This is a genomic window from Mesorhizobium loti R88b, assembly GCF_013170845.1.
Lineage (GTDB): Bacteria > Pseudomonadota > Alphaproteobacteria > Rhizobiales > Rhizobiaceae > Mesorhizobium > Mesorhizobium loti_B.
In genome coordinates, this window is sequence record NZ_CP033367.1 from 3,863,550 (window position 1) to 3,882,103 (window position 18,554).

General features: G+C 61.8%; 16 protein-coding genes. 8 read left to right on the forward strand and 8 right to left on the reverse strand.

The genetic code is table 11. The features are described 5' to 3' along the window. Nucleotides 1-76 precede the first annotated feature (76 nt). Nucleotides 77-619, reverse strand: coding sequence for a helix-turn-helix domain-containing protein (locus EB235_RS18835; protein WP_032925412.1), 543 nt, complete (start codon nt 617-619; stop codon nt 77-79). A gap of 225 nt (nt 620-844) precedes the next feature. On the opposite strand from EB235_RS18835, the gene EB235_RS18840 reads away from it, so the two are divergent. Beyond that, the gene (locus EB235_RS18840; protein WP_027029514.1) at nt 845-1,549 is read left to right on the forward strand and encodes a nitroreductase; all 705 of its coding nucleotides are present in this window, start codon (nt 845-847) and stop codon (nt 1,547-1,549) included. A 27-nt stretch (nt 1,550-1,576) separates the two neighbouring features. Here EB235_RS18840 and EB235_RS18845 read toward each other — a convergent pair whose 3' ends face one another. The 5 genes from EB235_RS18845 to EB235_RS18865 all read right to left on the reverse strand — a co-directional run bounded on the left by EB235_RS18845 (nt 1,577) and on the right by EB235_RS18865 (nt 8,346). Next, nucleotides 1,577-3,019 (reverse strand): MFS transporter, encoded by a 1,443-nt coding sequence (locus tag EB235_RS18845; protein ID WP_027029513.1) that lies wholly within the window; start codon nt 3,017-3,019, stop codon nt 1,577-1,579. 176 nt (nt 3,020-3,195) lie between these two features. Then, nucleotides 3,196-3,783: a sarcosine oxidase subunit gamma gene (locus tag EB235_RS18850; protein WP_027029512.1), complete on the reverse strand. Its 588-nt coding sequence runs from the start codon at nt 3,781-3,783 to the stop codon at nt 3,196-3,198. Further along, a complete protein-coding gene (locus EB235_RS18855) occupies nt 3,776-6,769 on the reverse strand; it encodes a sarcosine oxidase subunit alpha (protein ID WP_027029511.1) in 2,994 nt (997 codons plus the stop codon). The genes EB235_RS18850 and EB235_RS18855 overlap by 8 nt, the downstream gene beginning before the upstream one ends. Then, nucleotides 6,766-7,062: a sarcosine oxidase subunit delta gene (locus EB235_RS18860; RefSeq protein WP_027029510.1), complete on the reverse strand. Its 297-nt coding sequence runs from the start codon at nt 7,060-7,062 to the stop codon at nt 6,766-6,768. Before EB235_RS18860 ends, EB235_RS18855 begins: the two co-directional genes overlap by 4 nt. 24 nt (nt 7,063-7,086) lie before the next feature. After that, nucleotides 7,087-8,346, reverse strand: a complete 1,260-nt coding sequence (locus EB235_RS18865; protein WP_027029509.1) for a sarcosine oxidase subunit beta — start codon at nt 8,344-8,346, stop codon at nt 7,087-7,089. A gap of 196 nt (nt 8,347-8,542) precedes the next feature. Here EB235_RS18865 and EB235_RS18870 point away from each other — a divergent pair, with 196 nt between their 5' ends. Further along, a complete protein-coding gene (locus EB235_RS18870) occupies nt 8,543-11,032 on the forward strand; it encodes a mechanosensitive ion channel family protein (RefSeq protein WP_027029508.1) in 2,490 nt (829 codons plus the stop codon). 98 nt (nt 11,033-11,130) lie between these two features. Here EB235_RS18870 and EB235_RS18875 read toward each other — a convergent pair whose 3' ends face one another. Continuing rightward, nucleotides 11,131-12,015 carry an NAD(P)H-binding protein gene (locus EB235_RS18875; RefSeq protein WP_027029507.1) on the reverse strand — a complete coding sequence of 295 codons (885 nt, stop codon included), beginning with the start codon at nt 12,013-12,015 and terminating at the stop codon, nt 11,131-11,133. 175 nt (nt 12,016-12,190) lie between these two features. On the opposite strand from EB235_RS18875, the gene EB235_RS18880 reads away from it, so the two are divergent. The 3 genes from EB235_RS18880 (at nt 12,191) to EB235_RS18890 (ending at nt 13,924) form a co-directional block, all read left to right on the forward strand. Then, nucleotides 12,191-12,436 (forward strand): hypothetical protein, encoded by a 246-nt coding sequence (locus tag EB235_RS18880; protein ID WP_027029506.1) that lies wholly within the window; start codon nt 12,191-12,193, stop codon nt 12,434-12,436. A gap of 126 nt (nt 12,437-12,562) precedes the next feature. After that, nucleotides 12,563-12,934 carry a hypothetical protein gene (locus tag EB235_RS18885; RefSeq protein ID WP_155256294.1) on the forward strand — a complete coding sequence of 124 codons (372 nt, stop codon included), beginning with the start codon at nt 12,563-12,565 and terminating at the stop codon, nt 12,932-12,934. 561 nt (nt 12,935-13,495) lie between these two features. Beyond that, complete coding sequence (locus EB235_RS18890) at nt 13,496-13,924, forward strand: hypothetical protein (protein ID WP_027029503.1); 429 nt, start codon at nt 13,496-13,498, stop codon at nt 13,922-13,924. Nucleotides 13,925-14,112: 188 nt separating this feature from the next. Here EB235_RS18890 and EB235_RS18895 read toward each other — a convergent pair whose 3' ends face one another. Further along, on the reverse strand, nt 14,113-14,940 hold the full coding sequence (locus EB235_RS18895; RefSeq protein ID WP_027029502.1) for an AraC family transcriptional regulator: 828 nt from the start codon (nt 14,938-14,940) through the stop codon (nt 14,113-14,115). A gap of 219 nt (nt 14,941-15,159) precedes the next feature. Here EB235_RS18895 and EB235_RS18900 point away from each other — a divergent pair, with 219 nt between their 5' ends. From EB235_RS18900 to EB235_RS18910, 3 genes are all read left to right on the forward strand, one after another. Continuing rightward, entirely contained in the window at nt 15,160-15,423 is a 264-nt protein-coding gene (locus EB235_RS18900; protein ID WP_027029501.1) for a hypothetical protein, read from the forward strand. A 225-nt stretch (nt 15,424-15,648) separates the two neighbouring features. After that, entirely contained in the window at nt 15,649-17,082 is a 1,434-nt protein-coding gene (locus EB235_RS18905; protein WP_027029500.1) for a UbiA family prenyltransferase, read from the forward strand. A gap of 2 nt (nt 17,083-17,084) precedes the next feature. Beyond that, nucleotides 17,085-18,434 carry an FAD-binding oxidoreductase gene (locus EB235_RS18910; RefSeq protein ID WP_027029499.1) on the forward strand — a complete coding sequence of 450 codons (1,350 nt, stop codon included), beginning with the start codon at nt 17,085-17,087 and terminating at the stop codon, nt 18,432-18,434. Nucleotides 18,435-18,554: the final 120 nt, after the last annotated feature.

Here is an 18,554-nt window from a genome sequence, read left to right on the forward strand (position 1 = left end):
GCATCGCGCTTCTATTTTTTGTTTTGATGCATGTCGTTATCCCAAAACCGCTGCACACTTTTGGGCGACATGCATTTCAATACACCGGTGGCGAAACCACCCAGATGATGACGGCCGGCTCGGTGCCGGGATTGCGCCAGCGATAGGGCTTGCCTTCGAAGCGGAAGGAATCGCCTTCGCCGAGCCGGTGCCAGATACCAGCGATCTCGATCTCGAAAATACCCGAGGCGATATAGCCGGCTTCCTCGGTCGGCCGCAGCTGCTCTGTCTTCATCTCCGCGCCTGCTGCAAAGATCGAACGCACCATCTCGAAGCTACCTCCAAGATCGGGCGACAGGAGTTCTTCCACTAGGCCGGTTTCGCTGGTGCCCAGCGTGCGGCGCCTGCCGGCGCGCACCACCACGCCACGCTCGCTCTCGACCGGCACGTCATGGCTGAAGAACAGGCTGATCGGCACGCCGAACAGTTCGGCGAAGGCCCTGAGGTCGCTGAGCGATGGCGTCGACAGGCCGCGCTCGACCTGGCTGACCCAGCCGACCGACCGGCCGAGTTTCAGGGCGATCTCGGCCAGCGTCAGCCCGCGCGCCCGGCGCAGCGCCCTGATATCGCTGGCCAGCACCCGTTCGTCAGGTCCCTGCAATGTTCGTGCGCTAGGGGAGGGCAAAACGCTCACTTCATGAAAAATTCCATCCGAATTTCATGAGAGATCAAGCTCATGAAAAAATCAAGTGGATTTTCACCGATGCTCAAGATTTGCTTGCAGGATTTTGATGGTTCATGCAAAGGCTCCGCCTTGACCGGCGAGTGGGGACGTCCGATCGACACAAAGGCTAAGGGACGGCCCATGCTGGAAAAGAAGGCTCGAATCGCTGGCGATGCCGAGATCGTCGACGAGGCGATCATGTCGCGCCGTTCGGTGCGCGCATTTCTGCCCGACATGATCGACGACGCGACGATCCGCGACATTCTGGCGGTTGCGGCGCGCGCTCCGTCCGGCACCAACATGCAGCCATGGCGGGTCTACGTCACCAAGGGCGAGACCAAGCAACTGATCACAGATGCTATTCTGAATTCCGGTATCCGGGCTGAAAAGGCCGACTGGGATGAATACAAATATTATCCGACCCAGTTCTTCGAACCGTATCTCACCCGCCGCCGTGCCAATGGCTTCGGTCTCTATGGCGCGCTCGGCATCGGCCGCCGCGAGGTCGACAAGATGCGCGCCCAGCACGACCGCAACTTCGTCTTCTTCGACGCGCCGGTCGGCATGATCTTCACCATCGACCGCCGCCTCAACCAGGGCTCGTGGATCGACTACGGCATGTTCCTGCAGAACATCATGGTCGCGGCGCGGGGCAGGGGCCTGCACACTTGCCCGCAGGCCGCCTTCGCGCCCTATCACCGGCAGATCCGGCCGGTGCTCAACATTCCCGACGAGGAGATCGTCGTCTGCGGCATGGCGCTTGGCTATGAAGACACGTCCAAGCCCGAGAACGCCTTCCGTACCGACCGTGTGCCGCTGGAAGAGTGGGTGACGTTCAGCGAATAAGCCAGCCGAACAGGCCGACTTGCCGGCCTAGTCCATGTTGATCTGCGCGCCGTGGCCGCTGACATGGGCTCCGTCCTGCGGCGTCAACTTGAGATAGGCAAGCAGCGCGCAGAGCGTGATGACGCCCTCGATTGCGAACAGGATGCGGAAGTCGCTAGTCACGGCCGGCCCACCACCGGCCAGGAACGACAGCATCGCCGCAGCGAGGCCGACGCTGATCGCCACCGCCAGTTGCCAAAGGATGTAATAGAGCGCGCTGAAGCGGGCGAGCTGTTCGGGCGCGATGTCGGAATAGGCGAGGTTGCCGGTCGAAGCCCATTGAATGGAACGGAAAACACCGAAAACGAAGATATAGCCAAGCACGATCCAGATCGGCGTGGTTGCTTGCATCAGGGCAAAACCGGCAACCATGGCGGCCACGAACGGCGTGTTGAAGACCAGCACGCGGCGGAAGCCGAACCGGTTGAGGACGCGCGGCATGAAGAAACGCATGACCACCGAGCCGACGGCGGCAATGAAGGTCAGCGATCCAGCCTGCACCGCGCTCATGCCGAAGCCGAGCTGGAACATCAGCGGCAGCAGGAAGGCGACGGAGCTGAGCCCGATCGTGTCCAGCCCGCCGCCGGTGAGGAACGAGATGCGAAAGGTGCGGATGCGCAGCAGCTTGAGGTCGAGCAGGGGATTGGGCACGCGCAGGCAGTAGAGCGAAGCAATCGACAGGATGATGACGGCCATTGCCAGTTCACCGGCGACCATGCCGCCGGCGGCGTCCTTGGCTGCAAGCGAATCCATGCCGAAGACCAGCAGCACCATGCCGCTGCCGACCAGCACGAAGCCGGGAAAATCGAAGCGCGTGCGCACGGGCTTGGTCACGGTCGGAAACAATGACGCGGCAAGGATTGCCGCTGCCAGCGCGAACGGCACATTGATGAAGAAGATCCAGCGCCAGGAAATGTAGGTTGTCAGCGCGCCGCCGACGAGCGGCCCGACCAGCGGGCCGGTTTGGCTGGCCACCGAGATATACATGTTGACCTTCAGCGTGCGGTTGCGCGGAAAGGTCGACAGGATCACGACCTGGCCAAGCGTGCCCATCAGGGCACCGCCGAAGCCCTGCAGGGCGCGGGCACCAACCAGCATCCAGATGTTGTCAGACAGTCCGCACAGCGCCGACGAGGCGGCAAACACCAGCAAGGCAAAGCAGTAGACGTTGCGCAGGCCGAAGCGGTCAGCGGCCCAGCCGCCGAGCGGCATCGAGATGATCAGGCTGGCGACATAGACGGTGATCAGCAAGCCGAGCTGGCTGGGTGGACGGCCAAGGCTTTGGCCGATGCCAGGCAGCGCTGTCACCACGACATTCTGGTCGAGGCTGGTCATGAACACGCCGCAGGCGACCGTCAGCGGCAACAGGAGCAAGGCCCTGGCCGACACATCGGCGCGATCCGTGGCGCCGGCGGATAGTTCTGCGGTCATGGGGATGTTCGAACCAAACGAATGTGCCGACTCTGAGACGGGATTTTTGTATCCCTTGGACCGGTTAGGCGGCCATATTTTTCATCATGGGCGCCCGTTGTGCGATTCTCTAGCGGCAGAACCGGCCGGCATTGAGGCCAGAAAGCGCGGCTAGGCGGGCCATCCTACCGCGCCGTCTACTGCACCTCGTAGCCGACTTCCTCGCTGGCATGGCAAAGCGCCTTCCAGAACGAGCGCGCGAAGGAGCGGAAGACGTAGATGTCGAACTGATCGGCGCTGGTGCGCTGGATTTGGGCGAAGACATCGTGATGGGTGGTCGAACGGCCGGCGCCGATGGGGAAGGCCGGCAAGGCGAAGTCGATGGCGAAGAATTTCGCCAGCACCCATTCGGCCTTCGGCCCGGCGATGCGTATGGCGGTGCGGCCATGCGAAAGGTCGGTCACCGTGCCGATGGCCGGGGTCACCACCTTGGCGAAGGCTGCCGCCAGCCCTTCGGCTTCGTCGGCCACGGTGAATTTTCCCGGCGCGAAGCCGAACACCGACTTCGCCCCGTCGCTCACGCCGCCGCCGGCGCCATCGGGCAGCGCAAGGCCGGTGACGGTGCGGATGGCCGCCATCAGGGTCTTCTCTTCGCCCGGCCACGCGGCGAGCTGCACGATCGAACCCGGCCGAGTTTCGGTTAGGAGAATCTCGACGCCATGCTCGAAATTGCCGTGCGAGCCGGTGTGAAACTCCGGTTCAAGGGGGGATTGGCGCTCAACCATGCATGCGGGTCCCTTCCGGATCGTAGAAATGGTTGGAGACGATCTCGACCGGCCCAAACCGGTTGCGCAGCGGATCGGAGACGTGGGCGCGGGTGCCGTGCCTTGCCTTGCCGCCCTCGACCAATGCCAGCGCGATATGCTTGCCGAGCGCCGGCGAATAGCAGCAGGCGGTGATGTGGCCGATCGAGCCGTGCGGATTGGCCTCGTCGAGTTGCTCGACAATGTGTGAACCGCCATTGAGCGGCCGGTTGTCGAGCGCGATCAGGCCGACCAGTTCCAGCCGGTCGGACGCGATCAGGCCTTCGCGATCCATCATCGCCGAGCCGATGAACGGCTTTTTCTTCGACAGCATCCAGTCGAGATGCAGGTCGCGCGCCGTGGTGCGGCCGTCGATCTCGGCGCCGGTAACGTGGCCCTTTTCGATGCGCATCGTGCCCAGCGCCTCGAGCCCATAGGTAACCAGTCCGAACGGCTTGCCGGCCTCGACCAGCGTTTGCCAGACATGGACGCCATGGCCGGCGCCGGAATAGACCTCGAAGGCCATTTCACCGGAGAAAGACAGCCGGCAAATCATCACCGGCACACCTGCTATCTCGCCGCGCACAATGCCCATGAAGGGCAAGGTGGCGTTGTCGACAGCGGTGCCGGTGACGCAAGCAGCGAGGATCTGCCTGGCCTTCGGCCCGCCGATCGCGGCAGCCGCCCATTCGTCGGTCACCGAGGTGATGTGGACCTTGAGGTTCGGCCAGATCACGTCGAGGAAATATTCCAGATGCTGCATCACCTTGCCGGCGTTGGCCGTGGTGGTGGTCATCAGGAAATCCTGTTCGCCGAGCCGCCAGGTGGTGCCATCGTCGAAGGCGAGGCCGTCCTCGCGCAGCATCAGCCCGTAACGCGCCTTGCCGACGGCAAGCGTCGAAAACATGTTGGTGTAGACGCGGTCGAGGAACGCGGCTGCGTCAGGGCCTTGCACTGCGATCTTGCCCAGCGTCGAAACATCGACGATGCCGGCGCTTTCGCGGGTCGCCTTGGCCTCGCGCACATAGGCCTGCTCGACCGTTTCACCTGAAAGCCCGTAGATCATCGGCCGGTACCAGAGGCCGGCGGAATATAGGGTCGCGCCATTGGCGAGATGCCAGTCATGCATCGGCGTCAGCCGCTCGGGCTTCAAATCGCCAAAACGCTCCGCCGCCAGCGAGCCGATCGACACCGGCGCGAAGGGCGGCCGGAAGCGCGTCGTGCCGACCTCGGGGATCGGCTTGCCCAGCGCTTCGGCCATGATGGCAAGGCCGGGAACATTGGAGCTTTTGCCCTGGTCGGTCGCCATGCCGAGCGTGGTGTAGCGCTTCAGATGCTCGACCGAGACAAAGCCTTCGCGGTGCGCCAGCCGTACATCCTCGGCCGTCACGTCATGCTGGAAATCGACAAAGCTCTTGCCCTTGGCCCTGATCTCGAAAATGGGAGCCGGATCGGGATCGCCGGGTGCTGCCTCGACCGTGGGCAACGCCGCTGGCGTGCTCACCCCGCCTGCGGCGGAAAGTCCGGCAGCGCGGCCTTCGGCGATCGCCTCGGCAGTGGAAAAACTGCCGGTGAAGGCGCCGGCGCCGATCCAGTGATGCGTCGGCTTCGGTGGCAGAAAAGCTTGCCGTGTAGCACTCCATTCCGCCTTGGCGCCGGCCTGGCTGGCCAGATGGATGGTCGGCGACCAGCCGCCCGACATCAGCAGGCAGTCGGCATGGATGCTTCGTTCATCGCCGGTGAGCGCTCCGGTGACCATGTCGAAACGCTGCACCTTGATGCCCGATAGCGCCTTGCTGCCCTCTGTGGCGACCACGGCATGGCCGGCAAGGATTTCGGCTTCGGCCTCCATCGCCAGCTTGCGCATCTCTGGCGAAAGCTCCTGCCGGACATCGACGATCGCAACGATCGCGGCCCCTGCCTTCTTCAAGGCGATGGCCGCGCGATAGGCGCTGTCATTGTTGGTGAACAGCGCAATCCGATCGCCCGGCAGCACGCCGAACTCATTGGCGTAGCGTTCCGCCGCATGCGCCAGCATCACGCCCGGCCTGTCATTGCCCGGAAAGACCAGCGGTCGCTCGAAGGCGCCGGTGGCCAGCACCACGGATCCGGCACGGATTGCCCAGTAGCGATGGCGCGGCTCGCCCCTGGCGGGGTGCTCCTTGTGGTCGCTGACCCGTTCAAGCGCTGCAAGCGTGTTGTTGTCGTAATAGCCCCAGACGGTGGTGCGCGGCAAAAGCCGGACATTGTCGCGGCCTTCGAGCTGGGCAACGGTGCGGCGCGCCCAATCGGCGGCCGGGGCGCCATCGATGGTTTCATCCGACCAGTTGGTCGAACCGCCGAAACGCGGCTCGAGATCGGCCAGCATGACGCGGGCGCCCCGATCGGCGGCGGCCTTGGCGGCCATCAGGCCGGCAGGGCCGGACCCAACCACCAGCACGTCGCAAAAGGCATTCATGCGCTCGTAGCGGGCCGGGTCTTTCGCCGATCCGGCGCTGCCAAGGCCAGCGGCGCGGCGGATGAAGTGCTCGCAAAACATCCAGAAGCGCGTGCCTTTGAGCGGACCGATCACCGGCCCCATGAAGGTCTTGTAATAGAAGCCGGCAGACAGGATCTTGCCGCCCAGCTGGTTGACGGCATTGATGTCCCAGGCCAGCGAGGGGAAGCGGTTCTGACTGATGGCCACCAGCCCGTCATGGATCTCGACCATGGTCGCCGGGATATTGGGCTCGCGCACCTCGCCCTTCAGCACTGTCACCAGCGCATTGGGCTCCTCGACGCCCGCCGTGAGCAGGCCGCGCGGGCGGTGGTATTTGAACGATCGCCCAAAAAGCGTGACACCCTTGGCCAGCAGTGCGGACGCCAGCGTGTCGCCGGCATGGCCGGTATAGGCAACGCCATCAAAAGTGAAGCGGATCGTCTTCAGCCGGTCGATGCGGCCGCCAGTGTCGGTGCGGCGCGGGCTCATGCCTTGTCCTCCGCCTTGCGACGCGTGGCCGGGGCATGGTCGCCGCGCACGAAAGCGACACTTAAAATCTCATGCGTCAGCGTGTTGCGCACGACCCTGAGATGCGCGCGGCAACCGCCGGAATGCTGCCAGATCTCGTTATGGTCGCCGGCCGGGTTCAGCCGGTCATAGACATAGGCGTTCCAAGCCTCGAAATTCTGCGAGGCAGGGTCGGGACGCTCACGATTGCCATCACCCTGATAGGTGAACTCGATGACGTCGCGCGGGCCGCAATAGGGGCAAGTGATGAGCACAGGATGTTCCTAATGAAGCCATGGTTAGTGAAGTCGGGGATTCGCGCCCTGGCCCTTGTCGTCGATGACGAGGCCGCGGTAAAAACGGTCGAGCGTAAACGGCGCGTTGAAATCGTGCGGCTCGTCCTTGGCTATGGTCCAGGCAAAGGTCCAGCCGGAGGCCGGCGTCGCCTTGAAGCCGCCATAGCACCAGCCGCAGTTGAGATACATGCCGGGCAAGGGGCCGGTGGTGATGATCGGCGAGCCGTCCATCGACATGTCGCAGACGCCGCCCCAGGAGCGCAGCATGCGCACACGCGCAAGGCCTGGAAACAGCGCCAGCATCTCGCTCATCACCTCGTCGACGATGGGCAGATTGCCGCGCTGGGCGTAGGAATTGTAGCCGTCGATGTCGCCGCCATAGACAAGGCCGCCCTTGTCGGACTGCGACATGTAGAAATGGCCCATGCCGAAGGTCACCACGGTGTCGATGAAGGGTTTCAGCGATTCCGTCACGAAGGCCTGCAGCACATGGCTCTCGATCGGCATCGTCTCGATGCCGGCCAGCTGCATGACGCGCCCGGTGCTGCCGGCCACCGCGACCGCTACCTTCTTGGCCCTGATGTCGCCGCGCGACGTGCTGACGCCGGTGACGCGGTCGCCATCGCGCAGGAAGCCGGTGACTTCGCAGTTCTCGATGATGTCGACGCCGCGGCGGTCGGCACCGCGCGCATAGCCCCAGGCCACCGCATCGTGGCGGGCGGTGCCGGCGCGTCTTTGCATCAGGCCGCCGATGACGGGAAAGCGTGCGCTGTCGGAGATATCGAGCGCCGGGATGAGGCGCTTGATCTGCGCTGGCGTCATCAGCTCCGCGTCGACGCCGAGATGGCGCATGGCGTTGCCGCGCCTGGCATAGTCGTCGAACTGGGCCGGCGTGTGAGCCAGGTTCAGGCAGCCGCGCTGCGAGAACATGACGTTGTAGTTGAGCTCGTGCGACAGGCCCTCCCACAGCTTCATCGAATGTTCGTAGAAGCGGGTGTTGGCGGGCAAGAGGTAGTTCGAGCGCACGGCCGTCGTGTTGCGGCCGACATTGCCGGAGCCGAGCCAGCCCTTTTCCAGGACGGCGACATTGGTGATGCCGTGTTCCTTGGCCAGATAATAGGCGGTCGCCAGACCGTGACCGCCACCACCGATGATGATGACGTCATAGGATGCCTTCGGGTCGGGCTTGCGCCAGGCCGGCTTCCAGTCCTTGTTTCCCTTGAGCGCGTTCGCAAGCAGCGAAAAGGCCGAGTACTCTGCCATTGATGTCATCCGGTTCGGGCGATGCGGCATGGTATAGAGCAGGCCGCATCCGCAAAGCCAATATTGCGCCATGGCCTTTCGACTGGCCGACGCCCACGATCGCATGGGCCAGCGATCACTTGCCCCATGATATGGCCGTCTTTATCAAGGACAGGCTCTTTGAATGCCTTTGCCGCTCGTGAGTCGCCGATACGTCATGCTTTTTCGATTGCTTCGCCTCATTCTTGTTCTCGCGCTGGTCGTGTCGGCCCCGTTGTCGTTCGAAGCGGCCGCGCAAGGCGTCGGCCAGGCGCCCGCCGGACTGGTCGCCGACCAGCAGAAGATCATCCAGGCGCTGACGGCCAAGACCGACAATTTCGACAAACAGGTCCAGCAGAATGCCGATGACGACAGCAGCCTCGTCGATGTCCGCCTGCAACTCGAGGAACTGTCACGACAATCGCTGACCAGCGCGCTGGCCTTCCGCACACGCCTTGGCGAGATCAACAGCCGGCTTGAGCAGATCGGGCCGGCACCAGCCGCCGGCCAGCCGCCGGAGCCCGACATCGTGAGCGGCGAGCGTGAGGCGCTGACATCGGAAAAAGCTGAGATCAACGCGGTCATCTCGCAGGCGCAGGCCTTGTCGATCCGCATCAACGGGCTGATCGACAAGATCGGCAAGATGCGCAGCGATTTGTTCCGTAACTTCCTGACCAAGCGCTACGTGCTCTCGGATGCGTTGAGCCCGCAGGTCTTCTCCGATGCCAGGGACGAATTCGGCAATTTCTACAAGGCAGTGTCGTCCTGGCTGAGCTTCGCCATCAAGTTCAAGTTCCAGGCCATTCTGGCGGCAACCTTCGTTGCGCTCGGCCTGGCGCTGGTGCTGCTCGTCGGCGGCAGAAGGCTGTTTGGAAAGGTGTTCGAAGCCGAGGCCAAAAATGAAGATCCATCCTATCTCAGCCGCCTGTCGGTGGCCTTCTGGTCGACATTGCTGCCGACCTTGGCGGTTGGCGCCTTTCTCGTTTCGACCATCTTCTTTTTCAACTATTACAACGTGTTGCGCGGTGACATTGGGCTGTTCCTGAATGCGCTGGCAACGGTCATCGGTGTCGTGTTCTGCGTCAACCGGCTGACCAATGCGGCACTTTCGCCACGGCTGCCGAACTGGCGCCTTATCCCGGTTGAGACCGGGCCGGCGCGCTGGCTGGTGCGCCTGGCCACCGCCATGGCCGTGGTCATCAGCGTCAACACCTTCCTGTCGGTGATCAACGACAAGATGGGCTCGCCACTGTCGCTGACCATCGCCCGCAGTTTCGTCGCCACCATCGTCGTCGGCATCATCCTGATCCTGATGGCGATGCTGCGGCCATTCAAGGCGCGCGACGGAAGCTGGCGGCCATGGCCAGCATGGCTACGCTATCTGTCGCTGGCGCTTGGCCTGTTCACCATCGTCGCCGCCTTGCTCGGCTATATCGGCCTTGCGCTGTTCGTCTCGCTGCAAGTCGTGGTCACCGGCACTGCGCTCATTACCGCCTATATCGGGTTCCTGTCGGCGCGGGCGATCGGCGAGGAGGGGGCTTTCGCCGACACCTCGGTCGGGCGCTGGCTGTCGGCCAATTCCAGCTACGAGGATACGGCACTCGACCAGCTAGGCCTTGTCGTCAGCGTCGCCATCAACGTGATGATCGTGCTGGTTTTCCTGCCGCTGATCCTGCTGATGTGGGGCTTCCAGCCCGGTGACATCGAGGCCTGGGCATACAGGCTGGCAACCGGGATCAATATCGGTTCGGTGACGATTTCGGTCACTGGTATCCTGTCCGGCATCGTCGTCTTCATCATCGGCTATTTTCTGACGCGCTGGTTCCAGGGCTGGCTCGACGGCTCTGTCATGGCACGCGGCAAGGTCGACACTGGCGTGCGCAACTCGATCCGGCTGGCGGTGGGCTATGCCGGCGTGGCGTTGGCGGGGCTGGTTGGCATATCGGCCGCGGGCATTGACCTTTCCAGCCTTGCACTGGTCGCCGGCGCGCTTTCCCTCGGTATCGGTTTTGGCCTGCAGAATGTCGTGTCCAATTTCGTCTCCGGCCTGATCCTTCTGGCCGAGCGGCCGTTCAAGGTCGGCGACTGGATCGTGGCCGGTGACGTCAGCGGCACGGTCAAGAAGATCAGCGTGCGCGCCACCGAGATCGAGACCTTCCAGCGGCAATCGGTGATCCTGCCCAATTCGAACCTGATCAACAACGCCGTCGGCAACTGGACGCATCGCAACAAGCTCGGCCGTGTCGAGATCAAGGTCGGCGTCGCCTATGGCAGCGACGTCAAGCAGGTGCATGGCATCCTGCTGGAAATCGCGCGCAGCCATCCGCTGGTGCTGAAGAATCCCGAGCCCTTCGTGCTGTTTTCCAATTTCGGTGCCGCTGCGCTGGAATTCGAAATCCGCGTGTTTCTGGCCGATATCATGAACGGCAGCGCAGTGCAGAACGACATTCGTTTTGCCGTGCTGGAAAAATTCAACGGCGAGCACATCGAGATCCCCTCGACGCCGCGCGCCGTCGTCGAGATGTCCAAGCCCAAGGCCTGGCCGACCGACGATGACAAGATCGAGGCCGATTTCGTCGAACAGGAGCAAGCGAAGGCAGATGCCGCGGCCGAGGCGAAGAAGCTCGCCAAATCGGGCCGCAAGATACGCAAGCCCGATCCCGACTAGAGCAGTTCACCTTTTCACGGAAACGGTGAACTGCTCTAACTCTTTGTTTTGACGCAATTCCGGACGGAAAACCGTTTCACACTTTTCCTGGAATTGCTCTAGACCTGTTCGCGGTTCTCGACCAGCACCGATAATGCCGCGCGCAGATCGGTCTTGCCGCGCCTGATCTCGCCGACGCCTTGTTCCGCATCGATGCGGCCGGCATTGTGGGCGTCGAACGTCGCCACCACCAGGTCGGCGTAACTCCTGCTGAGGCCGCCGCGCACGAGGGCGGGGACCCAGTCCTGCCTCGGCAATTCTCGGGCTGATATCTCGCGGCCGGCAATCTCCCCAAGCGTCCGCGCTACATCGGTGGCGCTGTAACGGGTTGGCCCTTCGGCATGGATCACGCGCAGCGCATCGCCATTGCCCGAAAGCAGGAGATCCGCGGCCATCAGGCCGACATCGCCGGCCGACACGGTCGGGAAGGATTTAGAGACGGGATGATGCAGGCTCGGCAGCACGCCGGTGTCGATCGCCCGGCCAACCAGACGGTTCCAGTTCTGCATGTGCTCGGCGGAGCGCAGCACTGTCAAAGCCACCGGGATTTTCTTCAATTGCGATTCCAGATGATGGAAAGTCAGCGTGATGCCGGTGCCGGCGGCAAGCTGCGCGCCATAGTCCGAGATCGCCAGAATGCTTTGCGGCCTGACTTGATCGAGCGCGTCGACGATGGAGCGGATGGTGGCCTCCATCTCAGCCGAAGCATCATCGGCGCGGGCGCCGGTCGGGCAGATGACTTGTACGGCAGTCGCGCCCTTTGTTGCCCGCGTCAGAGATGGTGTGTCGCGCAGGTCTGCAACATCTGCCTCGCAGCCGAGCGCACGGAATTCTTCGGCGTGCGACGAATTTCGCACCACGGCTCTGACGGGAACATCACGTTTACGCAGCGCACCAATGGTGGCTCGTCCGATCTTTCCAGCAGCGCCCAAGACAACAAACATATCCGTATCCCTCAGTCTGACCGATGAATGCTAGGAGTGCCGGATGCTCAGGTCGCTCAGATATGGACGGCGGAGCGCAAGAACGGATGATTAGGTTGGTAGCTGGCCCTTTCTTCAGGGCTCCAACGACTTTCGTGTCATCATAGCCTCGAGCAAGGCAGGGCCCGGAACAAGGATGGCTTGGGCAGTTCGTTCAGGCAAAGAAGGATGCATTGCCCGAAGGCTGCGACCTTCACTCCACGACCTGCGCGGCACCGACACGACGAAGTTCTACATCAACGGCCTGACAGAGCACGAAATCGCCGAGATCATGTCGTTGGGGGGAGACATCGTCTCCCGCATCATCCGCCACTGCATCGACCGCGCCACCGCGATCAATGACAGGATCAAGCGGCTGAATGAAGCGAGAACTCGCATGTAGCTAATGTCGCACCTCTGACCAAAGGACGGGCTTAGACATTGCGAATTTTAACTCAATAACGATATAGGTAGTTGATATCGGGCAGACTGCCGTGCCCTAGTGTGCCCGTTCTGGGAGGACAGTTGAATGAGTCATGCTGCCAAGACAGGTAAAAGGCTAGTGCATTCTGAGCGGCAGCCGAACCGAAACTTCGATCTGTATAGCTCGGATTCGGTGGTGAAATTTCACGTGGACGGCGCAGCTGGAATGGCCATCGGACCAACACTCTCGCGCCTAGAATTCTTCAACGTAGATCATATTGAACAAAGCGATGGAGGCGAGCCGATGGAGGTACGCGAACAGAGTCTTACTGTCGTCATTCCTACTTCGGCCTTGGTTGAGTTCCTCGTAAACGGTTTGAATCAGACGGCTGCTAGTAAGGACGCTATCGTCCAAGGTATGACCGCTCAAGCAGAGAGCATACGAAAAGTTTTAGAATCCATCTCGGTCGCAAAATGACGAATCTTCTTTATAAAATTTTTGTGCCAAGGAATGAGTATCTTCCAGGAGGTCTCCTTAATCGTAGAGAGGAATATGATTTCGCTCTTGTCGACGACTGGGATGGCAACAACGCCAAAGCCATCGCTCCCTCCACACTCCGATCTATGCAAAGCATCATTTCAGAGTTCGGGACGTGGGATCACATCGTGGAGATTTCGCCCGGTCGTGATGGGTCCATTTCCGCAACTTGGGAAGACGGAAACGGGCACTATGTCTATCTGAGCATTGGCGACGACAAGACGTTGCACCTTTATAATGGTGACAATGGGCAGAAGAAATGGGAGGGGGTCTCACTTGTCACAGACAGGCGCATTTTGGCGCGTCTACAGGAAGCTTTCAGCTATTGGCGCCCGCTTGCTGGGCGAAGCTTCTCATATACTTTCACTTCTCAGCCTCGGCCGGTCATCCCACTCCCCATTAGGACCAAATCTCAACCCTCAATCGCCATCCCCGCCTGAGGCTGAGTGGTGGCCGGCGAGCCGCGAGGATTGGTGGCTTCGTCATATAATTGAGAACGGAATGGTTCGCGTCGACAAGCCTCGACTGAAGGCGAAATACATCGAAGACCGCCTTCTTGAGGTCAAAGATAGGCCGTGGACCGCAGAGATCTCAGGTCGTCTGCTGAGCAAAGCAGTGGACATCGAACAGAAAGCCGTTGCTGAAGCCAATAAAGTCAATCGGCCCGGAATCCGTTTTCGCGCTGTCGCAATCGCAAAGGTCGAGGCGATAGAGGACGACTATTTCGATGTTTTCGCTGAGCCAAAGGGCTATGATCCTGCTCACGCAAACATAGTCCTTAGACAGCCGATGCCGACTGTTATGGTGGAACCTCTCGACCAACGCGCCACGCCCAAGGTCTCCCACGAGTTCGTAAAGCGCCTTTGCGATAAATTTGATGTTTACGATGCTGTGGACGTTCAAAAAATAGAGGCATTACGCGTTGCCTGACTGTCCATCAGGTTGGTCGCGTGAAGCACGTTGCACGAACAAAATCTGTAGAAGCGGCTGTAATAATGCTGGTTTCGGCGTTTTCTAAATAAGGCTCAAACCCTTGTGGCATATGCTGGAGCGGGTAGCGACCCCGCGCATTTGACTTGGGAACTGACTGTACAGCCGGCGAAAATGTCGGACCGCCGTTATCGCTGCATGCGGATCAGTGCGGCAGGTGTGACACCGAGGATGCGCCTCATGCTTTGCGCCATATGGCTCTGATGTGCGAAGCCTGCTTCCAGCGCGATCTGGCTGAGCGGCATTTTCCCCTGATGCAACAAGGTCTTGGCCCGCTCAACGCGGCGATGGATGACATATTGGTGGGGCGGGAGACCGAAGGTGCGGCGAAACAGCACTTTCAGGTGTGAAGCGCTGATGGCGGCCACCTGCGCCAACTCATCAAGCGAAAGATCCTGGTCGAGATTGGCTTCGATGAAATCGGCCAGCCGGCGCTTCTGGCCGAAGGAAAGCCTTTGCCTGGCTGGAGCCTGCGGCTTTGACGCAGCACCCTGGATGATCTGCACCGCCAGCGCCTTGGCCAGGCTTTCGAAATACAGCCGGTCGGATGGCACATCCGGGCTCAGCCCGGTCGCCAGTGCATGGGCGATGTGTTCGATCCTCGGATCGCGGCGCTGGAACTGCGGATTGACGACGACCCGGTCCGGATCGATGTCGAGATCCTCGGCAGCGCGACGAACCAGAGCCGGACTGACCCACAGCCGCAGGATGGTGCAGTCCGCGTCATCCTCCCAGTCGCCGTCGAGACCGGCGGGTACGACGTCGATGTCGCCGTCGGACTGGACCCGCCGATGATGTTTTCCATCGCAATGGCACGACGCGTTGACCGGCGCTCCAACGTGGATTCCAAGCCGATGGTTCATGGCTGCCGGCACATAATGGGTCAGCCCCGCGGTAATCCTTCGCGACTCAACCCCAACGCCGATCGTTTCCAGCCAGTTGTCGTGCATGGTCATTCTTCGCGTTTGCCGTCTACGGCATCATATCGTGCCGTTCGGCGAAATTAACAGGGGCAAGGGGTGCGCCCGCAGCCGCTGCTGGAGAAGCCAAAGCCAATTGCGGCATGAATACGGCATTCAGTTGCGGTTCAGCTTCCATCTCATATAAGCTCCCATGCAAAGGCGAAAATGCCTTGCAAAATGCAACAGAGGCGGTGGGAACACCGATATTGCAAAATGTGGAAGTCTCTCGTCGCTGCCGTGGCCCTGCTCGCCGTGAGTGGCTCGGCTCATGCCGCAAGCGCGGTCAACAAGGACGCCGAGACCCGCACGCTGGTCGTGACGGAGGGCGGCAGCAAGACCGAGCTTGCGCTGGCCGGCGGTGAAACCGTCGAGTTCTGCCAGAATGGCTGCTTCGTCACCTTGCCCAACGGTGACCTCGAAGCCCTGACCGGTTCGGAAATCGTCGAAATTTCCGGCGGCGTCGCCCGCATCAAGTAATCTCGACGGCATGATTGCAAAGGCCGGGCATTTGCTCGGCCTTTTATCGTTTCCGGTAGCGGTTGCTTAACAATGACGCCGGAAATACCACCGCGGCAGCCGCCCACAACCGGGCGTTTTAACGTTCGCTACGCCATCCCCGCTATACCAGTGTGAAGACGCCGAAAAGCGGCGCGCAACGGGATTCCGGTTTTCCGGATCACACGCTGACAGGGCAGGACGGGCATGGACGCGCGGTCGGACAGGAACGCAATACCGCTTGCGGTCGATCTCGACGGTACGCTCATCGCGACCGACCTTTTGTGGGAAGGCTTGTTCCTCCTCCTCAAGAAGAACCCGCTCTACATTTTCCTGGTGCCTTTCTGGACGGCCGGCGGGCCGGCGCGGCTGAAGCAGGCGATCGCGCAGCGCATCGACATCGACCCTGCGACGCTGCCCTATCGCGCGCCGTTGCTCGACCGGCTCCGTACCGAACACGCCGAAGGCCGCAAGATCGTGCTGGCGACGGGTACGCCGCGCAAATTCGCGGAAGCAATATCAGCCCATCTCGGCATTTTCGACCGGGTGCTGGCAACCGACGGCCTCGACAATCTCACCTCGGGCAAGAAGCGTGCTTCGCTGGTGGCTGCCTATGGCGATGGCGGCTTCGACTATGCCGGCAACAGCCGCCATGACCTTCAGGTCTTCGATGCCGCGCGCAACGCGATTGTCGTTGCGCCCGACCGTCATGCCGCGCGCTGGCAAGCGGCGCATGGCGCCGAAACGATGCCGGCGCCGAAGCCGACCTTGCGGACCATCGTCAAGATGCTGCGCGTGCACCAGTGGCTGAAGAACTCGCTGATCGCCGTGCCGATGGTGCTGTCGCACGAATATTTCAATTCCAACATGATCTGGGAATGTCTGCTGGCGTTCATCTCGTTCAGCGCGGTTGCGTCGGCGATCTACATCCTCAACGACTTCTTCGACCTCGCGCTCGACCGCAAACACGCCACCAAGCGCAACAGGGCGTTCGCCAGCGGTGCGCTGTCGATCCCGTTCGGGCTTGGCGCGATTGTGGTGCTGCTGGCGATCGGTGTCTGCACCGCGCTCTTTCTCTCGCCCGAATTCCTGGCTGTGCTCGGCGGCTACGTGGTCGTCACAACGGCCTATTCGCTGTCGTTCAAACGCATGCTGCTGGTCGACGTGCTGACGCTTGCCGGCCTTTACACGATCCGTGTGATCGCCGGTGCGGCCGCAACCGGCGTCGCCGTATCGTTCTGGCTGCTCGCCTTCTCGATCTTTTTCTTCCTGTCGCTGGCGCTGGTGAAGCGCTTCGTCGAACTGCGCACCACCGCCATTCCGCCCGGCGAACGCATTGCCGGCCGTGGCTATCGCACCGAGGACCAGGAGATCGTCGCCCAGGCCGGCATGGCGTCTGCCTTCTCTTCGGCGCTGGTGCTTGCGCTCTACATGGACAGTGTCGCGGTGCGCGAACTCTATCCGCATCCATGGCTGATCTGGCCACTGCCGCCGATCGTGCTTTACCTCACCATGCGCGTCTGGATCCTGGCGCGCCGCGACGAGATGCATGACGACCCGGTCGTCTTCATCATCCGCGACTGGCGCAGCCAGATCGTGGTGCTGATCGGCGCCGTGCTGCTGGTCATCGGGGGCTGGTAGGCATGGCTGGACGGTTCCAGAGCTTTGGCCTTGCCACGCCGCCTGCGCCACGAGCGATCCACGCTGACGATGCCATTGCGCTGCTCAGGGGTGGCCGCGCGACGGACGCCTCGCTGCTGGCCTATGGAAACGGGCGTTCCTACGGCGATTCCTGCCAGAACCAGGCCGGCGCGGTCGTGAATATGCGAACCCTGAACCAGATCCGCGCCTTCAATGCCGAGTCCGGTGTGCTCGAAGCGGATGCCGGCGTGCTGTTGTCCGATATCATCGCGCATGCAGCACCCTACGGCTTCTTTCCGGCGGTGGTTCCGGGCACGCAATTTGTCACGCTTGGCGGCGCCATCGCCAATGATGTGCACGGCAAGAACCATCACCGGCGCGGCACGTTCGGCTGCCATGTGGAGAGCTTCACGCTGCTGCGGTCCGATGGGAAAACCTATCGCTGCTCGGCCACGGACAATCCGCGCCTGTTTGCGGCCACCATCGGCGGCATGGGGCTGACCGGCCTGATCCTGTCGGCCTCGATCCGGCTGATGCGGGTGCATTCGCTCGACATCGTCGAGAAGACGACACCATTTCGCGACCTCGGCGAATTCTTCGACCTGGCCGAGGCTGCCGACCAGGCCAATGAATATGCCGTCGCCTGGATCGACCAACTCGCCGGCGGCCGCAACAGCGGGCGAGGGCTGCTGTTCACCGGCAACCATGCCGAACATGGCTCGCATGCGGCGACGCGCGCCGGCGGCAGTCTCGGGGTTCCGTTCCAGCCGCCGTTCAATGTGCTCAACCGGCCGTTCCTGGCCGCTTTCAATGCAGCCTACCGGTGGAAGAAAGGCCGTGCGACCGTGCCGCGTCACACCGGCTACCTCGGTTTTTTCTTCCCGCTCGACGGCGTGCGTGACTGGAACCGGCTTTATGGCCCCAATGGGCTCTTCCAACACCAGAGCGTAGTACCGGAAGAGGCCGCACGTGCCGTGGTTCCGGAGCTGCTCACGGCGGCCCGCCGGGCCGGGCAGTGGTCTTTCCTCACCGTGCTGAAGCGCTTCGGTTCGATCCGCTCGCCTGCGCTGCTGTCGTTCCCGCGACCGGGCTATACGCTGACGCTGGACTTCCCCAACAGGGGAGCGGCGACGCTTGCCCTGCTCGGCGAGCTCGACCGCATCGCGATCGCGGCAGGCGGGGCGGTCAACCCTTACAAGGATGCGCGCATGAGTGCGGCGACCTTCGCCGCCTCCTTTGCGGACTGGCCGCGGCTGGAAGCGCTGCGCGACCCCTCATTCATGTCTGATTTCTGGACACGCACGGCCGGCAGCATCGATCTGCGGCGGCGCGGCGCCGAGGCTGCCGAATAGATAAAATAGGGCAAATAGATAAAATTTGAATGAATCGTGGTTAGCAAATGATTAAGCTCAAGGTTTACTCAAAACATTCTTGTGAGTTCACCAAATCTTTTCAGGTTTGTATTACTCGAT